The 19,716-nt window shown below is 73.2% G+C and carries 18 protein-coding genes and 1 riboswitch; of the genes, 4 read left to right on the top strand and 14 right to left on the bottom strand.

Annotated elements, in window-relative coordinates:
• Nucleotides 1-77: 77 nt before the first annotated feature.
• Nucleotides 78-211: riboswitch (yybP-ykoY riboswitch) on the bottom strand.
• Both ACTJKJ_RS02795 and ACTJKJ_RS02790 read right to left on the bottom strand, forming a co-directional pair.
• A complete protein-coding gene (locus ACTJKJ_RS02795; protein WP_297380048.1) occupies nucleotides 191-1,600 on the bottom strand; it encodes a M16 family metallopeptidase in 1,410 nt (469 codons plus the stop codon). Its footprint overlaps the riboswitch before it by 21 nt.
• Complete coding sequence (locus tag ACTJKJ_RS02790) at nucleotides 1,597-3,012, bottom strand: M16 family metallopeptidase (protein WP_297380045.1); 1,416 nt, start codon at nucleotides 3,010-3,012, stop codon at nucleotides 1,597-1,599. Before ACTJKJ_RS02790 ends, ACTJKJ_RS02795 begins: the two co-directional genes overlap by 4 nt.
• A gap of 196 nt (nucleotides 3,013-3,208) precedes the next feature.
• On the opposite strand from ACTJKJ_RS02790, the gene ACTJKJ_RS02785 reads away from it, so the two are divergent.
• Nucleotides 3,209-3,592, top strand: a complete 384-nt coding sequence (locus tag ACTJKJ_RS02785) for a VOC family protein (protein ID WP_091731721.1) — start codon at nucleotides 3,209-3,211, stop codon at nucleotides 3,590-3,592.
• Between the two features lie 7 nt (nucleotides 3,593-3,599).
• Here ACTJKJ_RS02785 and ACTJKJ_RS02780 read toward each other — a convergent pair whose 3' ends face one another.
• On the bottom strand, nucleotides 3,600-4,907 hold the full coding sequence (locus ACTJKJ_RS02780) for an NAD(P)/FAD-dependent oxidoreductase (RefSeq protein WP_297380042.1): 1,308 nt from the start codon (nucleotides 4,905-4,907) through the stop codon (nucleotides 3,600-3,602).
• 62 nt (nucleotides 4,908-4,969) lie between these two features.
• Here ACTJKJ_RS02780 and ACTJKJ_RS02775 point away from each other — a divergent pair, with 62 nt between their 5' ends.
• On the top strand, nucleotides 4,970-5,662 hold the full coding sequence (locus tag ACTJKJ_RS02775) for a helix-turn-helix transcriptional regulator (protein WP_091728927.1): 693 nt from the start codon (nucleotides 4,970-4,972) through the stop codon (nucleotides 5,660-5,662).
• 40 nt (nucleotides 5,663-5,702) lie between these two features.
• Here ACTJKJ_RS02775 and ACTJKJ_RS02770 read toward each other — a convergent pair whose 3' ends face one another.
• Both ACTJKJ_RS02770 and ACTJKJ_RS02765 read right to left on the bottom strand, forming a co-directional pair.
• Nucleotides 5,703-6,797, bottom strand: coding sequence for an acyltransferase family protein (locus ACTJKJ_RS02770; RefSeq protein ID WP_297380037.1), 1,095 nt, complete (start codon nucleotides 6,795-6,797; stop codon nucleotides 5,703-5,705).
• Between the two features lie 249 nt (nucleotides 6,798-7,046).
• Nucleotides 7,047-7,616: a CoxG family protein gene (locus tag ACTJKJ_RS02765; protein WP_440819520.1), complete on the bottom strand. Its 570-nt coding sequence runs from the start codon at nucleotides 7,614-7,616 to the stop codon at nucleotides 7,047-7,049.
• A gap of 66 nt (nucleotides 7,617-7,682) precedes the next feature.
• Here ACTJKJ_RS02765 and ACTJKJ_RS02760 point away from each other — a divergent pair, with 66 nt between their 5' ends.
• Nucleotides 7,683-8,690 (top strand): XdhC family protein, encoded by a 1,008-nt coding sequence (locus ACTJKJ_RS02760; protein WP_091728939.1) that lies wholly within the window; start codon nucleotides 7,683-7,685, stop codon nucleotides 8,688-8,690.
• Nucleotides 8,691-8,723: 33 nt separating this feature from the next.
• On the opposite strand, the gene ACTJKJ_RS02755 is transcribed toward ACTJKJ_RS02760, so the two are convergent.
• The gene (locus ACTJKJ_RS02755; protein ID WP_297380026.1) at nucleotides 8,724-9,338 is read right to left on the bottom strand and encodes a DUF6515 family protein; all 615 of its coding nucleotides are present in this window, start codon (nucleotides 9,336-9,338) and stop codon (nucleotides 8,724-8,726) included.
• A 330-nt stretch (nucleotides 9,339-9,668) separates the two neighbouring features.
• On the opposite strand from ACTJKJ_RS02755, the gene ACTJKJ_RS02750 reads away from it, so the two are divergent.
• Complete coding sequence (locus tag ACTJKJ_RS02750; RefSeq protein ID WP_297380022.1) at nucleotides 9,669-10,325, top strand: glutathione S-transferase family protein; 657 nt, start codon at nucleotides 9,669-9,671, stop codon at nucleotides 10,323-10,325.
• Nucleotides 10,326-10,333: 8 nt separating this feature from the next.
• Here the strand turns inward: ACTJKJ_RS02750 and ACTJKJ_RS02745 are convergent, their stop codons facing one another.
• From ACTJKJ_RS02745 to ACTJKJ_RS02710, 8 genes are all read right to left on the bottom strand, one after another.
• Nucleotides 10,334-11,230 (bottom strand): hypothetical protein, encoded by an 897-nt coding sequence (locus ACTJKJ_RS02745; RefSeq protein ID WP_440819519.1) that lies wholly within the window; start codon nucleotides 11,228-11,230, stop codon nucleotides 10,334-10,336.
• On the bottom strand, nucleotides 11,227-13,638 hold the full coding sequence (locus ACTJKJ_RS02740) for a penicillin acylase family protein (RefSeq protein WP_440819518.1): 2,412 nt from the start codon (nucleotides 13,636-13,638) through the stop codon (nucleotides 11,227-11,229). The genes ACTJKJ_RS02745 and ACTJKJ_RS02740 overlap by 4 nt, the downstream gene beginning before the upstream one ends.
• Nucleotides 13,635-14,246: a response regulator gene (locus ACTJKJ_RS02735; protein WP_297380014.1), complete on the bottom strand. Its 612-nt coding sequence runs from the start codon at nucleotides 14,244-14,246 to the stop codon at nucleotides 13,635-13,637. Before ACTJKJ_RS02735 ends, ACTJKJ_RS02740 begins: the two co-directional genes overlap by 4 nt.
• A 188-nt stretch (nucleotides 14,247-14,434) precedes the next feature.
• A complete protein-coding gene (locus ACTJKJ_RS02730) occupies nucleotides 14,435-15,946 on the bottom strand; it encodes an ABC transporter substrate-binding protein (RefSeq protein WP_297380011.1) in 1,512 nt (503 codons plus the stop codon).
• A gap of 9 nt (nucleotides 15,947-15,955) precedes the next feature.
• Nucleotides 15,956-16,744: an ABC transporter ATP-binding protein gene (locus tag ACTJKJ_RS02725; RefSeq protein WP_297380009.1), complete on the bottom strand. Its 789-nt coding sequence runs from the start codon at nucleotides 16,742-16,744 to the stop codon at nucleotides 15,956-15,958.
• Nucleotides 16,741-17,694: an ABC transporter ATP-binding protein gene (locus ACTJKJ_RS02720; RefSeq protein ID WP_297380007.1), complete on the bottom strand. Its 954-nt coding sequence runs from the start codon at nucleotides 17,692-17,694 to the stop codon at nucleotides 16,741-16,743. The genes ACTJKJ_RS02725 and ACTJKJ_RS02720 overlap by 4 nt, the downstream gene beginning before the upstream one ends.
• Nucleotides 17,691-18,548 (bottom strand): ABC transporter permease, encoded by an 858-nt coding sequence (locus ACTJKJ_RS02715; RefSeq protein ID WP_440819517.1) that lies wholly within the window; start codon nucleotides 18,546-18,548, stop codon nucleotides 17,691-17,693. Before ACTJKJ_RS02715 ends, ACTJKJ_RS02720 begins: the two co-directional genes overlap by 4 nt.
• On the bottom strand, nucleotides 18,545-19,531 hold the full coding sequence (locus tag ACTJKJ_RS02710; protein WP_321170155.1) for an ABC transporter permease: 987 nt from the start codon (nucleotides 19,529-19,531) through the stop codon (nucleotides 18,545-18,547). The genes ACTJKJ_RS02715 and ACTJKJ_RS02710 overlap by 4 nt, the downstream gene beginning before the upstream one ends.
• Nucleotides 19,532-19,716: the final 185 nt, after the last annotated feature.

The raw sequence follows: 19,716 nt of genomic DNA, 5'->3' as shown, positions 1-19,716 counted from the left end.
GAAGGACTCAGCGGCCGGAACGAACCCATGACCATGCCGCCGCCGGCCGCAGGTCCGGGGGCATGGTCAAAGGTCTCGCCAGGCTGGGAACCCGCGGGTTCCTGGCTACCTCGCGCCATGAGCCGAAGCTCAAGTCTGTTGACGCGGGTCTGCTGAATCGGCCCGTCGGGCGACGGGCGGGGTGCAGCGGCTACTCCCCAATGACAGCGCGCATTGTAGTCAGCGCCAGCCCGGGCCAGGCGCGCTGCGCCGGCGCCGGTGGGCCCGCATCGCCCAGAAGCAGCAATTGCGTGCGGTTGTCGCGCCAGCTGGCGGCCATCAGCAGCTGCAGCACCGGCGCGCTGATCGCTCTCACCCGCTGGGGCCATTGCAGGACCGCCTCCAGCTCCCCCGCCGCCATCGCCTGCGCCAGCAGCGCATCCGGCGCCTCCGCCAGCTGCGCCTGCCAGTCCCCCAGCGCGAGGGCCTGGGCCAACGCGAGATCCTCCGGCGTCACCGGCTCGTCCGCCAGCAGCGGCAGCTGCTCCCGCAAGCGTGCGAGTTGCTCCGGCACCGCCGCCACCGGCAGCGTCACGCCCATCCGCCAGCACAGCGCGCCGCCAAGCGATTCGATCTCGCTGTCCCAGGGCCAGGGGAGACGCGCGGCGATCCGTTGATGCATCAGCGTGCGCGCGAGTTCGCGCAGGCCCGGCGGCGTGCCGCGCGGCACTGGCGTCTGGACGATCAGCCGGCATCCCTGCCCTTGCGGCAATTGCAGGAACTGGGCGACGGCGGCGGCGGGCGTCGCAGTCGCCAGCGCGGGTGCTGGCGCCGGTCCGGCCGGCGCCTTGGGCACCCGCCAGTCGCCCATGAAGTCCTCGGCCAGACCGCGCGCGGCCTGCAGGCTCAGGTCGCCGGCGAACAGCAGCACCGCGCGTTCGGGCCGCCAGTACTGGCGATGGAAGCCCAGCACGTCCTCGCGCCGCAGGCGCTTCAGGCTGGCCGTCGTCTGCACCGGCTGCGCGCGGCCCCAGCACTGCCGCCGTGCCGCCCAGGGCGCGAGCAGCAGCGCGTCGGCGCGCCGCAGCACCAGCGCGTCGAGCGCCCGGCTGCGGATGTGCTCGAGCGCCTCGAAGGCCAGCAAGGGCCGCTGCGTCAGGTCGGCCATCAGGTTGACCGCGTCGTCGCATTGGTCCGGCAGCGCTTCCAGTGCGAGCTCGCAGGTGGACGGCGTCAGCGCCAGCCGCAGCGGCAGGCCGAGCAGGTCGCCCGCGTAGGCGATGTCGGCCGATTCCATCTCGTCGCCATCGCGCTTCGCGCCCTGCGCGAGCATCGAGAGCGCCACCTCCGCCAGGCCTTCCTTGCCGGCCGGATCGCGCAGCCAGCCGCCCTCGCCGATCAGGCGGATCGCGGTGCGCGGCGCCCCCGGCATCGGCAGCACGATGACGCGCAGTCCGTTCGGCAGCCTGGCTTGCTCGATCGCCAGCGGCGGCAGCGCGGTCGCGGGCGGCGCTTCCGGCGGGCGGTCGAAGCCGTCCTGCGCCAGCGCCGGCCAGGCCGTCGAGCCGGATGCGATCGCGGCGCCCACCATCAGTCCACGGCGATGCAGGTCGACCGTCATGCCGCGACTCCCGCGGCGGCGCCGACATCCGCCAGCAGCGTCAGCACCGGCGCCTGAACGACCTGGCGGCGCCAGAACTGCTGCACGTCGGCACCGCCGAGCTTGATCCACACCGCCATGTCCTTCGCCGCCGCGCCGGCATCGCCGCGCACCGCCCAGGCGGTGCCGAGCGCCCGGGCGAGCCGGTCGGCGGTCCACTCGGCCGACAGCGTCTCGCGCCGCAGCAGGGCCTTGGCCTTGCCGAGTTCCTCGTCGGTGATCGCCTCGTCGGCCAGCCGCAGCACTTCCTGCTGCAGGGCCTGCGCCAGCGGCGCCGCGGTCTGTCCGTGCGCCGCCAGCGCCTGCGCGACCAGCAGCCCCGCGTCGCGGTGTGAATCCAATCTCAGGCTGAGCTGATGCGCCAGCGCCTTCTCGTCGACCAGCGTGTCGGTGAGGCGGCCCGACCGCCCCAGCCCCAGCAGCGCCTGCGCGAGCTGCCAGGTCGGCAGCGACGGATCGTCGGCGCGCGGCACCTGCCACACCAGCGCGGCCGCCGGCAGCGGCGCTTGCGCCAGCGACAGCTTGAGCGTCTGGCTCTGGGGACGACGGGATTCGCGCAGCTCGCGCGGCTCGGCCACCGATGCCACGGGCGACGCGGGCGACGCAGCGGCGGGCGGCGTGACCGGCACGGCGGCGGGCCCGGAGGAGGACGAGGCCGGCAGCCCTGACGCCGGCGTTGCCGAGGCGGTCGGCGACACCGCCGGCGCGGCTGTCACGGCGGACGGCGGCATCGGCGGACGGATCGAGCCGAAGTAGTGCATCACCCAGCGCGCGAGCGCGCCCTCGTCGAACGCGCCAGTCACCACCAGCAGCGCGCGGTCGCAGCCGAACCGCGCGGCATGGAAGGCGCGCACGGCGTCGATGTCCAGGTCCTTGAGCTGCTCCGGATCGCCGAGCGCGCCGCGCTGGTACGGGTGCGTCAGGTAGCCGTGGCGCTGCACCGCGAGGTCCAGCCGCGCATAGGGGTTGAGCAGCGGCTCCTGCACCGCCTGGCGCAGTTGCTGCCGCGCGCTGGCCAGCGTCTCGGGATCCAGGCGGGGATTGCTCATCCGCTCGGCCTCGGCCCACAGCACGCGCTCGAGCTGCGGCGCGGGCACCACCGTCTGCAGCGCGGCGAAGTCCTCGTCGATCTCGATGCGGGTGCGCCCGCCCGCGCTGGCGATCAGGCGGTGGAACTGGCCCGGCTCCAGGTAGCGGCTGGCGCCGGCGATCAGCCGCAGCACCAGGTGCGACAGCCCGCTGCGGCCGGTGGGGTCGTCGCGGCCGCCGCAGCGATAGACGACGCGCACCGCGACCTGCGTGCCCGGGACCGGGCGCGCCAGCCAGAGCAGACCGTTGGGCAGCCGTTGCGGCTCGAGGGGCGGGGCACTCATGGCCGGCATCCTAGCTGCCAATCCGCTGTCAGCAGCCGGTCCGCATCATCGGCGCGACATCGTCCTGCCAGGCGGCCCACCCGAATCGGGGGCGCCCGGCCGGCGATCCGGGGCATGGGCCGCGCCGCTGCCCCGCCCAACGGGGACAAGCGCCCCGCTTTCATCGTCACTCCACGGAGGGCTTGCCATGAGCGCCATCAACTTCGCCTACACGATCGTCTACGTCGAGGACGTGGGCGCATCGCTGGACTTCTTCGAACGGGCATTCGGCCTGACGCGCCGTTTCCTGCACGAGTCCGGCGCCTATGGCGAGCTCGAGACCGGCGCCACCACCCTGTCCTTCGCGCGCCATGACATCGCGCGCGGCAACCTCGGCCAGGACTACCGCAAGGCCGCGGACGGCGCGCCGCTGGGGATGGAGATCGGGCTGTCCACGCCGGACGTGCCCGCCGCCTACGCGCGCGCCCTGGCCGCCGGCGCGCAAGGCCTGACCCCGCCGATGACCAAGCCCTGGGGCCAGGTAGTCGCCTACCTGCGCTGCCCCGACGGCACCCTGGTCGAGATCTGCACCCCGATCTGACCGGCGCCTAGGCGTCGTCCCGCGCGCCGGGCCGGGGCTCCACGACGATGCGCGCATGGCGCTGGAAGGTGAAGTACGCCCAGGCCCAGTCCGCGAAGACGCGGACCCGGTTGCGGAAACCGATCAGGAAATAGACGTGCACGAACAGCCAGAACAGCCACGCGGAGAACCCGCTGAACTGGATCGTCCCCAGGTCGGCGACCGCCGCCTTGCGGCCGATGGTCGCGAGGTTGCCGTAGTCGCGGTAGCGGAACGGCGGCTCCGAGCGCCCCTGCAGCCGGGCGAGGATCTGCCGCGCCGCATGCCGGCCGGCCTGCTTCGCGCCGGGGCTGACGCCCGGCACCGGCTTGCGGCTGCCGTCCTTCTCCAGGCTGGTCGCGGCGGCCATGTCGCCGACGACGTAGACCTCGGGATGGCCGGGGATGTTCATCTGCTCGTCGACGATCACCCGTCCCGCGCGGTCCAGCGGCACGCCCAGCGTGCGCGCCAGCGGCGAGGCGGCGACGCCGGCGGCCCACACCTTGGTGCGGGAAGCGATCCGTTCGCGGGTGCCGTCGGCGGTCTGGAGGTCCACGCCCTCCTCGTCGATGCCGACGACGCGGCAGCCGGTGCGCACCACCACGCCGATGCGCTCGAGCTGCGCCTGGGCCTGCGCCGACTGCGCCGGCTTGAAGGCGGCCAGCACCCGGTCCGAACCCTCCACCAGCAGCACCTGCGCGCGGCCCGGGTCGATGCGGCGGAACTCGTCACGCAGCGTGTGGCGGGCGATCTCGGCCAGCGTGCCGGCCATCTCCACGCCGGTGGGCCCGCCGCCGATGACGACGAAGTTGAGCCAGGGCGCGCGATCGGCGGGATCGGGCAGGGTCTCGGCGCGCTCGAAGGCGCTCAGCAATCGCGCGCGCAGCTGGAAGGCGTCGGCCAGCGTCTTGAGGCCCGGCGCATGCGCCTGCCACTGGTCGTTGCCGAAGTAGCTGTGCGTCGCGCCGGCGGCGGCGATCAGGTGGTCGTAGCGCAGGCGCTGGCCGTCACCGAGCACGACCTCGCGGGCCTGGACATCGATGGTTTCGACCTCGGCCATCAGCACCGTGAGGTTGCGCTGGTGGCGTCGCATGTGCCGGATCGGCGACGCGATCGACGGCGCGGTCAGGCCGGCCGTCGCGACCTGGTACAGCAGCGGCTGGAACAGGTGGTGGTTGCTGCGGTCGATCAAGGTGATGCGGACCGGGGCACCGTCGAGAACCTTGGTGGCCTCCAGGCCACCGAACCCGCAACCGATGATCACGACATGGGGAAGCGCAACATGTGGGTCAGCCATGCGGCACATCGTAGCGGGGATGACGACTCGGATAGGTGGGGCCCATCGCTGACAATGGTGGGATGCGCCGCGCCGACCGCCTGTTCCAGATCGTCCAACTCATCCGTGGGCGCCGTCTCACGACGGCCGAGTTCCTGTCCCAGCGGCTGGAGGTCTCGATCCGCACCGTCTATCGCGACGTGGCCGCGCTGCAGCAGCAGGGCGTGCCTATCGATGGCGAGGCGGGCGTCGGTTATCGGATGCGGGTCGGCTTCGAGCTGCCGCCGCTGATGTTCAGCGCCGAGGAAGCCCAATCGCTGGTCGCCGCGGTGCGGCTGGCCCAGCCGCAGCTCGATGCCGTGCTCGGCCAGCGCGCCGAGGAGGCGCTCGGCAAGATCTTCGCGGTGCTGCCCGGTTCGGCGCGCGCCGCCGCGGAGAGCCTGACCGTCTACGCGCCGCAGCGCGGCCTGGACAACGCCACCCGCGAACGCCTGACGCAGCTGCGCCTGGCCACCGAGTCCCGCACCAAGCTGCGGCTGCACTACCTCGACCTGAGCGAGCAGACCAGTTCCCGCGTCGTGCGGCCGCTGGCCTGCTTCTTCTGGGGACCGGTGTGGACCTTCTCGGCCTGGTGCGAGCTGCGCGAGGACTTCCGCAGCTTCCGCGTCGACCGGGTGCAGCAGCTGGAACTGCTGGAGGAACGTTTCCGCGACGAACCCGGCAAGACGCTCGCCGACCTGCAACGGCGCGAGAACGCGCGCGAGAACTGGGCCTAGCGGACGCCGGGCCTGCCGGGCCCCGGACGCGATGAGCGCCTCAGCGCAGCGCGACGCTCTGCGGCAGCGCCGCGGCGCGCGGCCGCCAGCGCAGCAGCGGCGCCTCGATCCAGCGATGGAAGGGCACCGCCGCCATGTTGCTCAGCAGCCAGGCCGCCAGCAGCGCCAGCGGCGCGAACCCGTCCAGCGTCTGGGCCGGGCTTTCGGCGCCGTGCTCGTAGATCGCGTTCACCAGCAGGCAGACCGGGAAGTGCACCAGGAAGAGCGCGTAGGCATGGCGCGCCAGCGTCTGCACCGGTGCCTGGCCGTGCCGCTGGAACCACGCCGGCAGCGTGCCGCGGTGCCACAGCGCGATGACCGCCGCGGTCAGCGCGGCCACGACCAGGCGCTCGCGGAACTCCAGCGCCAGCGCGACGACCATCAAGCCGCCCAGCGCCAGCAGCCCGGCGCGGCGCATGCGGGGCGTCCAGCCCTGGCACCAGCAGAGCAGCACGCCCAGGCCGTAGGCGCCGAAGAAGTAGACGGCACAGGCGTCCAGCTCGGCCATCCGGTTGAACTGGAGCAGCGACGCCGCGCACAGGGCGCCGACCAGCGCCAGCGCGAGGCCCTGGCGTCTGGCGCCAGGCAGCGGCAGGCAGCGCAGGCCCCACATCACCAGCAGCAGCAGCGCGAAGAGCTGGAAGTCGATCGCCACGTACCAGGCGCCGACGGTGAGCGCCTCGACCGGCAGCAGGTCCTGCAGCAGCAGCGCATGGGCCAGGATCTGCGCCAGTTCCACCTGTTCCGGCACCAGGTCCGGCAGCAGGGGCGCCACCACCCAGGAACTCAGCAGCGTCAGCCCGACGGCGGTCATGAACGGCGGCACCAGGCGCCAGTAGCGCTGGGCCAGCAGCGCCGGCGCCGAGCGGCGCAGCTGCGGCTCCTGCGCCGCGAGCGCCCGCGCGCTCAGGTAGCCGCCCAGCACCAGGAAGACCTGCACCGCCATGCGCCCGTAGTCGTAGAGCCAGCCGGTCAGCAACGGGAACAGCCGGTGCATGGCTTCGGCGATCGGTCCGTAGACCGACAGGTGATGCAACACGATCAGTTGCGCGGCGGTGGCGCGCAGCGCGTCCAGCGGGAACAGGCGAGAGGCCATCGGGAATCGGCGGAAAGCAGTCGCCGACGAGCCTGGGTCTCGCTCGGCGCAAAAACGAATCGGCCACCGCAAGGTGGCCGTTGAGGCGCCAATTCTATAAGCAAATCAACGAGTTACATCGAGTTCGTTTGCATCACGCCAGGTGCACCGCCGCATGACAGCGGACTCACATCAGGCCAACGCCACGCTCACGACATGTTCACATTCCGCTCACGACGACCGCCACGTCGCCATGAGGAAGCCGAGCGCTCACCGCTTGGCGCGCGAGCCGCGCGCACGGGGCTTGGGCGGCGGGAACAAGGTGCCGTTGAACATCGCGGCGAACCAGCCCAGGTACCAGTCGACGAGGCGCTGCGGCCAGGGCTTGGGCGGCGCCTTCACCGGCCGGGGGCGGTCGGACGGATGGCGGCGCTCGACGGCGGCGGCGATGCCGGCGAGCCGCTCGCGCAGCGCCATCAGGCCGGCGACCTTGGTGGGGGTCTCGCGCTCGGCCTGGATCACGAGCGCCACATGCAGCAGCGCGCGGTCCTCGCCCAGCGAGGCCAGCCGCAGCTGCGCCTGGCCTTCGACCTTGCCGGTGCGAGGGCCGCGGCCGTCGATGCGCAGGCGCAGGCGGCTGGGGACCTCGAGGTCGAGGACGGTCACGACGCCCTCGAAGCCGGGCAGCGCCAGCACGTAGGACCGCGGCGCGTCGCCGGTCGCTAGACGGGCGCCGTCGGGCAGGCTGTCGGCGAGCAGGGCCAGGTCATGCAGCGCGCGCCAGGCCAGGGCCTGGGACACGGGCAGGACCAGGTCGTCGTTGAGGGCGAGCGTGGGCATGCGCCGGATTGTGGCCCGCCGACCCCGGCCGAGGCAGGCCGCAACGAATTTCGCTATGGTGCGGGGATGGACAACATGGACCTGCAGGTGCTGCGCCAGGTGCAGCAGTGGCTCGACGCCGATCAGCGCGTCGTGCTGGGCACGATCACCCGGACCTGGGGCTCGGCGCCACGGCCGGTCGGGTCGATCGTCGCGGTGCGCGCGGACGGATTGATCGCCGGCTCGGTCTCGGGCGGCTGCATCGAGGACGACCTGGTCGCGAAGATCCGCGAAGGCGCGCTCAGCCTGCGCACGCCGGAGCTGATCCGCTATGGGGTCGGCGCGGAGGCGGCGCAGCGTTTCGGCCTGCCCTGCGGCGGCACGCTGGAGTTGATGCTGGAGCCGGTGGGATCGCAATCGGCGATCGGCCCGCTGCTGGAGCGGCTCTCGCGCGGCGAGCGGGTGCTGCGCACGCTGGAGCTGGCCACCGGCGCGGTGACGCTGGCGGAGCCGCCGGCGCATTCGCGCGACGGCGCCGACCGGCTGGTGCTGAGCGACACGCGGCTGGTGACCCATCACGGGCCGCAGTGGCGGCTGCTGATCATCGGCGCGGGCCAGATGAGCCAGTACTTGGCGCAGATGGCGCTGGCGCTCGATTACCAGGTGCAGGTCTGCGATCCGCGCGACGACTACCCGTGGACGCTGATCGCGGCGCCCCTGACGCGCGAGATGCCGGACGACGTCGTCCAGCGGCTGCGGCCGGACGGGCACACGGCGGTGGTCGCGCTGACGCACGATCCGAAGCTGGACGACCTCGCGCTGATGGAGGCGCTGCGCAGCCCCGCGTTCTACGTCGGCGCGATCGGCTCGCGCGTGAACCAGGCCAAGCGCCGCGCGCGGCTGAAGGAGCACTTCGACCTGAGCGATGCCCAGCTCGACCGCCTGCACGGCCCGGTGGGCCTGCACATCGGCGCCCGCACGCCGCCCGAGATCGCGCTGGCCATCCTGGCCCACATGACCGCGGAACGCTACGGCGTGCAGGTCGTCAGCAGCGCCTTGCCGGAGGATCGCGGCGAGGCGGGATGCGTGGTCTAGCGGCGCACCCCGCGCGCCCCGCGCTGAGCGCGCTCAGCGCATGCTGTAGCCGCGCCCGTCCATGCAGGCCTCCACCGCGCGGTTGAACACGCCCGCGTCATTCATCGCGGTGGGCTGCGAGGTCGCCCAGCGGTTGCAGTCCTGGCGGTCGGCCTCGGTCTGCGCGGCCGACTGCCCGTGACGCGGATAGATGATCGGGTCCGGCCGCGGCGGCGCCACCGGGGCCGGCGTCGCGGTGTCGGCGCCGGGCGGCGGCGCGACCACGACGTAGCCCGGCTCGCCGGCGGCCACCGTGTAATACGCGCCGTTGGCGTAGTAGTAGGGCAGCCCGCCGATGCGCAGCGTCACGTAGGCGCTGGGCAGGACCGGCACCACGAAGCCGATCGGCGGGGCGATGACGCGGAAGCTCGGTCCCCAGGGCTGGTACCAGACGCCGCCGTGGTACCAGTAGCGGTTGCCGACGAACACCGCGCCGCCGGGCAGGCCGCGGGCCACGTAGCCGGGCGCGGGGTAGTAGTGGTCGTGGTGGTAGCGGCTGTCGAAGCGCAGGCCGATGTCGACCCGCGCGCCGCCGCCGTGGTGCTGCGCCGAGGCCACGCCGGCGCTCAGCGCCAGCGCGACGGGAATCAACCAACGAAGCTTGCTCATGATCTGCTCGCGCCGCCGTGCGGCGCCCAGGAAGTCCGGAGGCCTATTGAACGCCGCGCCCTTCGGCCACGTCTACGGAAGGGCGTTTCGCAGGGGTAAAGATCCATTGCCCGTGTCGGTCCGTGCACGGTCAGCGCACGAGCCGCGCATGGGACGGAAGCGGGCCGCGCGCGGTGGCGCAACGGTCGCGCGCGATGATCGGCGATGATGCGCGCCGCCGGGCGTCCGCGACGTCACGACGCGATGACACGGCCCTCACACCCTCCCCACGCGCCGCCGGGCGCACGTCTCTCCCGCGACCGCAGGTCGCCCCACCTCGACCCCGCCGCCATGATCGAGCTCTACTACTTCCCCAGCAACGCCAGCTTCGCCCCGCACGTGCTCCTGCAGGAGCTGGGCGTGCCGTTCCAGCTCCGCCTCGTCGATCGCGACCGCGACGAGCACAAGTCCCCGGAGTTCCTGAAGCTCAACCCCAACGGCCTGCTGCCCGCGCTGCGCGACACGCGCCAGGGCGAGCTGGTGCTGTTCGAGACCGCCGCGATCCTGCTGCACCTGGCCGACACCCATCCCGAGGCCGGCCTGATGCCGCCGCTGGGCAGCGTCGAGCGCGCCCATGCCTACAAGTGGCTGATGTGGCTGACCAACACGCTGCAGCCGACCGTCATCGCCTACTACTACCCGGACCGCTTCGTCGCCCCGGGCAACGCCGCCGGCAGCGCTGAGGTCAAGGCCCAGGCGCAGGTGCGCGCCGCGGCGCAGCTGGACCTGCTCGCCGCCGAGTTCGAACGCCATGGCGGTCCGTTCCTGCTCGGCGAGCGCTATTCGGTGCTGGACCCCTTCGCCTTCATGCTGTGCCGCTGGACGCGCAACTTCAGCCATCCCGCGCGCAACCGCCCCGCCCTCGCCGCCTTCCTCGAGCGCATGGCGCAGCGCCCGGCGCTGCTGCGCGCGATCGAGACGGAGCAGCTGCCCAAGCCCTGGTTCTGACCGCGCGCTCAGCGAGGCGGCAGCGCGCGCAGGTAGTCGTAGAGCCGCTGCGCGATGGCGGCCCGCTCGTCGGCGGACATGCCCTCGGCGAGCGCCGGCATCGTCGTGCCCGGCCGCACCGCGGCCGGCGCCAGCAGCCAGCGCTGCCACGCGGCGGCGTCGTAGCCGCGGACGACGACGTCCAGGTCCAGCGGCATCTTGTCGCCGCCGTAGCCGCGGATGCGGTGGCAGCTCAGGCAGTGGGTGCGGGCGAGGTCCGCCGCGTCGGCGTACCGGGCAGCCAGGCCATCCGGCAGCAGCGCGCGCGTCGAGGACGGCCCCACGCTCACCGACGCCACCTGGTAGGGCCAGAGCGCGCCGCCCTCGGCCTGCAGCGCCTTCGAGGCGCGGTTGTCCCACACGAGGTAATACGGCCCGAGCGGCACCTGCCGCTCGCCTTGCAGATGGTTGTCGACCTGGAACGGCCGGCCATCGGCGCGCGCGTGCACCAGCCAAGCGCGATGCTGCGCGAAGCGCTCCACCGGAATGCGCGAGACGAAACCGTCTAGCGCGCGGAATTCCAGTTCCTGCCCCGGCGCGCGCCAACCCGGGCCGAGCACCGCCGTCAACGCCGCGTCGGCGGGCACGCCGAGGTAGCGGACCTCGGGCATGCGTCCGTCGCGCATCAAGTGGGGCTCAAGCACGGTGACGGTGACGGTGACGGTGACGGTGACGGTGACGGTGGCCGTCGCCGGGCCGGACGCGCCGGTCGCTGGCCCTGCGGCCAGCCGCCGCGCGAGCTCCGCCGGTGCCGGCAGGTCCACCGCCAGCGCGGGCATCGCGATGCAGGTCGCGGCGAGCATCGCCAGCGCCAGCACGACGGCTCGCGCGCCACGTGCCCCGCGTGCGCTCAACAGGGCCCTCATGGCTTGAGCACCAGCAGGCCGTTCGAATGCGCGCGCACATCGGCCTCGTCCAGCCACTCGCGGCGATAGCGGCCCTGGGCCAGCAGCGCGGCCTGGTCGGCGTAATGCGCGTCCGGCCAGACGCCGCTCTGCCCGACCGGATTGACGCCGAGCGCCTCCTGCGGCCGCGCGAAGTCGATCAACCGGCGCGTCGACGGTCCGTAGACCACCGGCCACGGCCCACTGCCGTTGCGCTGCGCGAAGTTGTTGGGCACCTCATGCCCGCCGGGCACCGGGAACGGACCGACGTTGAAGATCCGGTCCAGCGGCTTCTGTCGGCCCAGCGGATGCTCGTGCGTCAGCGTGTGCACCGCGTCCCAGCGCCAGGTCCCGCTGTCGGGGCCGAGCGTCGCCTGCAGGTGCGCGACCGTCGCCTTCCAGGCGCGGCGCACGATGTCGGTCTGCGTCTCGCGCTGCGGCGTCGAGCGGTCGTCCCACCAGGGCGAGTCCGCGTCCGCCATCAGTCGCGGCAAGGCGTGATCGAGCGCGCGGGTGCGGCGCAGGTTCTCGAACTGCGCCTCGCCGAGTTCGTCCTTGAGCGCCGCCCGCAGCAGCTCGGCGGTGAACTGCTGGAACAGCACCGGCGCCACCGCGTCCGCCTTGTAGGCGCCGTTCCAGCGCACCAGCGCCTCCACCAGCGGCTGCTCCTCGACCGAGGCCGATCCGCGCAGCAGCGGAATGATCGGCCGCAGCACGCGCGGGCCGTAGTCGGTCTGCACGTCCAGCTGCAGCGCCTGGCTGTTGTGGATGTCCCAGCGCTTGCCCTGGCTCAGCAGCCCGTCCAGGCGCCGGCCGCGCTCGGCCAGGTTGTAGTAGCCCGGCACCGGCGTGTCCCCGGTCGGCTGGAAATTGGCCGACACGATGTAGCCGCGCGCCGGGTTCTCTTCGTGCGGGTTGGCCGAGAACGGCAGGAAGCCCGGCTTGTCGGCCTCGCCGGTCGCGCCGTCCAGCACGAAGGCCGGATTCACGCCCGGTGGACGCTGCGGCAGCTTCGCGGCCGCCCACCAGGCGATGTCGCCACTGGCGTTGGCCCACACGATGTTCAGCCCCGGCGCGTGCACCAGGCTCGCCGCGTCGCGCGCGCGGTCCAGCGTGTCGGCGCGGCCCAGCCGGTAGAAGCCGTCGAGCACCGGGTTCTCGGTTTCCAGGAAGGCCCACCACATCGCGACCGGGCGCTCGCCGCGGTCGCCCGGCAGCGCGTCGTTGACGATGGGTCCGTGCGGCGAGCGGCGCAGCGTCAGCACCTGGTCGGGCTGGCCCTTGACCTTGAGCGTCTCCTGCCGCGCGGTCATCGCGACCCAGCGGCCCTGGTACCAGACCTCGTTGGCGTTGGCCGGGTTGACCTTCTCGGCGATCAGGTCGACGTCGTCGTTCTGGAACATCGTCAGGCTCCAGCCGAAGCGCCGGTTGTGTCCCAGCAGCGCCATCGGGTTGAGCGCGAGGTGATGCCCGTAGAGCTCGAACTGCGGCGTGCGCAGGTGCGCCTCCCACCACACGGCCGGCGCCGAGTACGCGATGTGCGGATCGCCCGCCAGCAGCGGCTTGCCGCTGACGGTGCGGCTGCCCGACACGACCCAGGCGTTGCTGCCCTCGAACTGCGGCAGCCCGGCCAGCGCCGCCGCCTGGTCGCCGACCGCGGCCAGCCGCGCCAGCATCGGCGCCACGTCGGGGAAGCGCCCGCGCGGCGCGTCCAGCGCCTGCGGCTCCAGCACACCGGAGGGATGCCAGTCCAGGTCGAAGATGCGCAGGTAGTCGGGACCGAGCTGGTCCCGCACCGCGGTCAATGCCGGCTCGGTGCGGAAGGCCGCGGCGAAGCTGTAGGCCAGGTAGCCGGCGATGCTGTAGGTGTCCGCGGCGGTGAACGGGCGCTTGGGGATGCCCAGGACCTCGAACTCCAGCGGCGCGGGCCGCGTCGCCTGGTACTGGTTGACGCCGTCCAGGTAGGCATACAGCGCTCGGGTCGCTCCCGGCTGGGCGGTGATGGCCGCGCTCGCCGCGGCGAGCTCGTCGGCGCGCTGGCGGATGCCGAGCGCGCGGAACAGGCGGTCGGTGTCGACCAGCTTGGGCCCGAGCACCTCCGCCAGCTCGCCGCGCGCCAGCCGGCGCAGCATCTCCATCTGGAACAGCCGGTCCTGCGCGTGCAGGTAGCCGAGCGCGCGGTAGAGGTCGTCCTCGTTGCGCGCGTCGATGTGGGGCACGCCCCACTCGTCGTAGCGGACGGTGACCGGCGCGCTCAGGCCGGACAGCTGCAGCTCGCCGTCGCGCTGCGGCAGCTTCTGGTGGACATGCCAGGCCGCGGCCGCGGCGCCCAGCGCCGCCAGCACGGCGACCGTGAGCGCGCCGCGCTTCAGCCAGCGACCCACGCTCATGAACGGACCGGTTGCCGCAGGTGGGACAGCGCCTCGACGCGCTTGATCAGCTCGCGGTCGTTCCAGGGCTTGTGGAACATGCCGTACAGGCCCTGCACCTGGTGCAGCCGGGCATGCAGCTCCTCATGGCCGCTGATGGCGATGATGGGCAGGTCCTCGGTCGCCATCGCGCCCTGCACCGCCTTGATCAGCTCGAAGCCGTCCATGTTGGGCATCTCCAGGTCGGTGATCAGCACGCCGAAGCGGGTCTGGCCGAGCAGCTCCATCGCCTCCACGCCGTCGCGCGCGGCGACCACCTCGTGGCCGGCTTCGCTGAACAGCTTCAGCAGCTTGGCGCGCACGACCGCCGAGTCGTCGACCACCAGCAGCGGCAGACGCTCGGGCGAGGCGGTGGTCGCGGGGGACGTGGCGGCGGGCGCCGCGGCGGGGGCCGAGCTGGCGCGGGCGGCCGGGCCGGGCGGCAGGGGACGGGGCGATGGCGGCGGCGCGCCCACGTCGCGATAGTCGCCACGGCGCACCGTGATGATGATGATCACGATGGCCAGCGGGACCACGATCAGCAGCGGCAACAGGAACGGCTGCAGGGTCTCAGGCAATTCAAACGGCATGCGGCTCTCCGACTCCTCCCCAAACCGCGCACGCTACACCGGCCGCAAGACGGCCTGTAGAGGAAAAGCCCTCTCGGTGGACGGCCGGCGCGCGGGGTCCGACGAGCCGCCGTCGCGCCCCGCCGGCTGACGCGGCCACGCGACAGCGCGCCGCCGCCGCGTCCCTGCATCAGGGGGCTTGCACGGCTTCATGCCCAGCTCAGCGCGGACAGGTCGTTGGCGAACAGCGGGGTGCGGCTCCACAGGCCCTTCAGGCCGGCCCGCGCCACCGTGATCCATTGGGGCTGGTAGAGGAAGGCGGCGACCGCGTCCTCGGCGACCTGGCGCTGCGCCTGGCCGAAGAGCCGCGCCCGCTCGGCCGGATCGGCGCTGCCCTGCATGCGCTCGTACAGCGCGTTGAAGGCGGGGCTGCGGTAGCCCCAGTAGTAGTCCGCCCGGGCGAAGTTGCCGAAGTCGTAGGGCTCCACATGCGCGATGACGGTCAGGTCGTAGGCCTTGCTGCCGTAGACGCTGGACAGCCACTGGGCCCACTCGATCTGCTCGATCCGGGCGGTGATGCCGACCGCCGCCAGCTGCGCCGCGATCAGCTCGCCGCCCTGGCGCGCGTACGGCACCGGCGGCAGCTTCAACGACAGGGACAGCCCGGTCGCCTTGGCCTGGGCCAGCAGCGCCTTCGCGGCGGCCGGGTCGTAGGCGTTGATCGCGGTGCAGTCGACGTAGCCCGGCGCGTCCGGTGTGACGAAGCTGCCGATCGGCACGCCGTAGCCGTCGGCGCTGGCCTGGATGACGGCCTTGCGGTCGATCGCCATGGCGATGGCGCGGCGCACGCGGACGTCGCCCAGCGGCGGCCGCTGGTGGTTGATGGCCAGGATGGTCTTGGCGCGCGACGAGGCGGTGATCACCTGGAAGCGCCGCGGCTGCGCCTTGAACTGGCTCAGCGCCCGGGCCGCGGCCACGCGCGGGAAGGCGTCGACGTCGCCGGCCAGCAGCGCGGCGACCTGCGCGGCCGGTTCGCCGATGAAGCGGAACTGCACCCGCGGGATCCGGATCGAGGCCGCATCGCGGAAGCCGGGCCAGGCGGCGACGGTGAGGCTGGCGCCGCGCTGCCACTGGGCGACGTGGTAGGGCCCGGTGCCCACCGGGTTCTGCGCGTTGCCGGCGGCGCTGCCGGGCTCGACGATCACCGCCGTCGCCTGCGCCAGCAGCGCCGGCAGGTCGGGCTCCGGATGCCTGAGCGTCAGCACCGCGGTCAGCGGATCGGGCGTCGCGATCGCGGCGATGTTCTCGAAGACGCGGCGGTCCTTGTTGAGGCTGTTCGGCGCGGCCGCGCGCTCGAAGCTGAACTTCACCGCCGTGGCGTCAAAGGGCGCGCCGTTGTGGAAGCGCACGCCCGAACGCAGCGTGAAGGTCCAGGTCTTCTGGTCCGCCGAGGCGCTCCAGCGCAGCGCCAGCAGCGGCCGGGCCGAGCCGTCCTCGGCCACCTTGGTCAGCGGCTCCAGCACGTTGTAGAGCACGATCTCGCCGATGGCGGCGGCGGCGCCGGCGGTCGGGTCCAGGCCCGGCGGCTCGAGGGTCATGCCCAGCACCAGCGGCCGCCCGCCGGGCGCCTGCGCGAGGGCCGGCAGCGCGGCGCCGAGGCTGGCGCCGACGGCGCCGATCGAGAGCCGGTGGAAACGGCGGCGGTCCAGGGAGGTGTCCATGGCCGCGGATCATGCCAAAGCGGCCAGCAGGTCCCGGGTGTAGGGATGCCGGGGATCGCCCAGCACGCGCGCGGCCGGGCCCTGCTCGACCGCTTCGCCGCCGCGTAGCACCAGCGCGTGGTCGCACAGCACCTCGACCGCCGCGAGGTCGTGGCTGACGATGACCAGGCTGATGCCGTCGCGCCGCTGCAGCTCGCGCAGCAGCGCCAGGATCTGCGCCTGCACCGAGACGTCCAGCGCGGACAGCGGCTCGTCCGCCACGATCAGCCGGGGGCGCGTCGCCAGCGCCCGCGCGATCGCCAGGCGCTGGCGCTGGCCGCCGGAGAACTGGTGCGGGAAGCGCAGCGCCGCGTCGGGCTCCAGGCCGACCTCGGCGAGCACCTCCAGCAACCGCGCCTGGCGCTGGGCGTCGGTCATCGGCAGCGCGGCGAGCGGCTCCACCACGCTGCGGCCGACGCGCCAGCGCGGATCGAGCGAGCCGTAGGGATCCTGGAACACCATCTGCACGCCCGGCCGCAGCGCGCGCCGCGCGGCGGCGGGCATCGCGTTCACGTCCTGGCCGGACCAGCGGACCCGGCCGTGGCGCGGCCGTTCCAGCGCCATGACCAGGCGCGCCAGCGTGCTCTTGCCCGCGCCCGACTCGCCGATGATGCCGAGCGACTCGCCCGCCGGCAGCGTGAACGAGATGTCCTTGAGCACCGTGCGGCCGCCGTAGCGCTGGCCCAGTCCTTCGACCTCGAGCAGCGGGGCCGCTGGCGAGGACGACGGCGCCGGAGTCCGGCCGATGATCCCGCTCATGTCGACACCTCCCAGCAGGCAAGCCGGCCGTCGAAACGAGGCGGCTCCGCGGCGCAGCGGGCGGTCGCCAGCGGGCAGCGCGGCGCGAACGGGCAGCCGTCGCCGAGCTGCGTCAGCGCCGGCACGTTGCCCTTGAGCGGATGCAGCGGCTGGTCGCGGCCAGCGCCCAGCCTCGGCCGCGCCGCCCACAGCGCCTGCGTGTAGGGATGGCGCGGCTGCGCCAGCAGATCCGCCGCGGCGCCCTGCTCCATCACTCGCCCACCGTAGAGGATCAGCAGGCGATCGACGCGGCGCGCCGTCAGCGCGAGGTCGTGCGAGATCAGCAGCAGCCCCATGCCGCGCTCGGCGACCAGCTCGCGCAGCAGTTCCAGGACCTGCACGCGCAGCCGCGCATCCAGGGCCGTGGTCGGCTCGTCGGCGATCAGCAGTTCGGGCTCGGCGGCGAGCGCCATCGCGATCAGCGCCCGCTGGCGCTGGCCGCCGGAGAGCTGGTGCGGATAGGCGCAGGCCTGCCGCTCCTCCAGGCCGACGCGCGCCAGCAGCGCCAGCGCGCGCTGGCGGGCGCTCGCGCGGTCCGGCGCGAGGCGGTGCAGGCGGATCGGCTCCATCACCTGCGCCAGCACGCGCTGCAGCGGGTTCAGCGCCGTCAGCGGCTCCTGGAACACCATCGCGACACGGCGGCCGCGCAGGCCGCACCAGTCGTCCTCGTCGAGCGCGAGCAGCTCGCGGCCGTCCAGGGCGATGCGGCCGGTGGCCCGCGCGCCGTCCGGCAGCAGGCCCATCACGGCCAGCGCCGTCAGCGTCTTGCCGCTGCCGGACTCGCCGATCAGCGCCAGGCACTCGCCGCGGTCCAGCCTCAGGTCGATACCGCGCAGCGCATGCAGCGACGCGCCGCCCCGCCCGGCGAGCCACACCTGCAGGTCGCGCACCTCGAGCAGCGGCGCGCTCATCGCGGCAGCTCCTTGGGATCGAGCCGGTCGCGCAGGCCGTCGCCCAGCAGGTTCAGGCCCAGCACCGCCAGCGTGATCGCGAGGCCCGGCGCGAGCGCCAGCTGCGGCGCCTCGAACATCAGCGTCTGGGCCTCCGCGAGCAGCCGTCCCCAGCTGGCCTGCGGCGGCTGGGTGCCCAGGCCGAGATAGGACAGGCCGGCCTCGGCCAGGATGGCCAGCGCGAAGCTGGTCGTGCCCTGCACGATCAGCAGCGGCAGCAGCTGCGGCAGCACATGGCGCAGCGTGATCGACCAGCGGCCCTGCCCCGCGACGCGGGCGGCCAGCACGAAGTCGCGCGCCCACCAGCTCTTGGCGCTGCCATTGACCAGCCGCGCGAAGGACGGCACCGCATGCAGGCCGATCGCCGCCATCGCCACCGTCATGCCGGGCCCCAGCGCCGCCGCCAGCAGGATCGCCAGCAGCAGCGCGGGAAAGGCGTAGCCGAGGTCGGCGCCGCGCAGGATCAGCGCCTCCACCGCGCCTCGCCGCGCGGCCGCGACCAGCCCGAGCGCGGTGCCGGCCAGCAGCCCGATGCCGACCGCCACCAGGCCCACCAGCCAGGCACTGCGCGCCCCGGCCATCAGGCGGCTGAGGACGTCGCGGCCGAGCTGGTCGCAGCCCAGCCAGTGCGCCGGGCTGGGCGCGGCCAGGCGGCGGGCCATGTCGATCTGCTCGGGCGGCCAGGGGGTCCAGACCAGCGACAGCAGCGCCGCCAGCAGCAGCGCGGCGGTCAGCACGGCGCCCGCGACGAAGCCGGCGCGCCTCATGCCCGATTTCAGGCCGGACCTCATGCCGGAGCTCATGCTGTCCTTCATGCCGCGCCCTCCGCCTCGACGTCGGCCTCGGCCCGCGTGCGCAGCCGGGGATCGATCCAGCCGTGCAGCAGGTCGATCGTGAAATTCAGCAGCAGCACCAGCGCCGCCAGCCCCATGACGCCGTTGCGCACGACGATCAGGTCGCGGTTGGCGATCGCCTGCGCCATCAGGCGGCCCAGGCCGGGCAAGGTGAAGACGTTCTCGATGACGATGGTGCCGGCCAGCAGGTTGGCGAACTGCAGCCCGCCCAGCGTCAGCAGCGGAATCGCGGCATGGCGCAGGCCGTGCCGCCACAGCGCCGCGCGGCGCGACAGGCCCTTGGCGCGGGCGCTGCGCATGAAGTCCTCGCGGGCGATGTCCAGCAGCGCGGAGCGTGCGATTCGCGCCAGGATCGCCGCCTGCACCACCGCCAGCGCCGCCGCCGGCAGCAGCAGCGCGCGCAGGCCCGGCCAGAAGCCGCCGCCGAGGTCCTCGGACCAGCCGGGGAAACCGCCGGCGTCGACCCACTGCAGCTTCACCGCGAACAGCAGCACCAGCAGCATGCCCAGCCAGAAGCTCGGCACCGCCAGGCCCAGTTGCGTGAGCCCCATCACCAGGTGGTCGCCCGCACGGCCGTGCTGGCTGGCGGCCCACCAGCCGGCGCCCAGCGCCAGCACCACCGTCATCGACATCGCCAGCAGCGCCAGCGGCAGGGTCAGGGCCAGGCGCTCGAGGATCAGATCGGCGACCGGCGCGCCGTAGGCATAGGACAGGCCGAGGTCGCCGCGCACCAGGCCGGCCAGCCAGGCGAGGTATCGGGACCACGCCGGCTGGTCCAGTCCCAGCTGGCGGGCCAGCGCCGCGACCGCTTCGGGCGGGGCCTCGGGTCCCATGATCAGTTGGGCGGCATTGCCGGGCAGCCATTCCAGCGCGCCGAAGATCAGCGCCGAAGCGGCCAGCAGCGTCAGCAACAGCACCGCCAGGCGCTTGAGCAGGTAAATCATCGCGGGCGGGATCATAGGCGCCGCGCCCCGCGACGGCGTTGCCACGCACCGGGCGGGCGACAGCAACCGGCGTGCCCGCAGCGTCGTCCTTTTTTACAGTTCCGTGTGCGGATTTATCAGATCAATGGAAATTTGACGGCGGATCAACGGCTTGGCGAAGTGGCCCGGCTTATGCATAGGGGAAG

This window comes from Roseateles sp. 22389 (assembly GCF_052044995.1).
Taxonomy (GTDB): domain Bacteria; phylum Pseudomonadota; class Gammaproteobacteria; order Burkholderiales; family Burkholderiaceae_C; genus Roseateles.
This window is presented reverse-complemented; position numbering and strand designations above follow the sequence as displayed.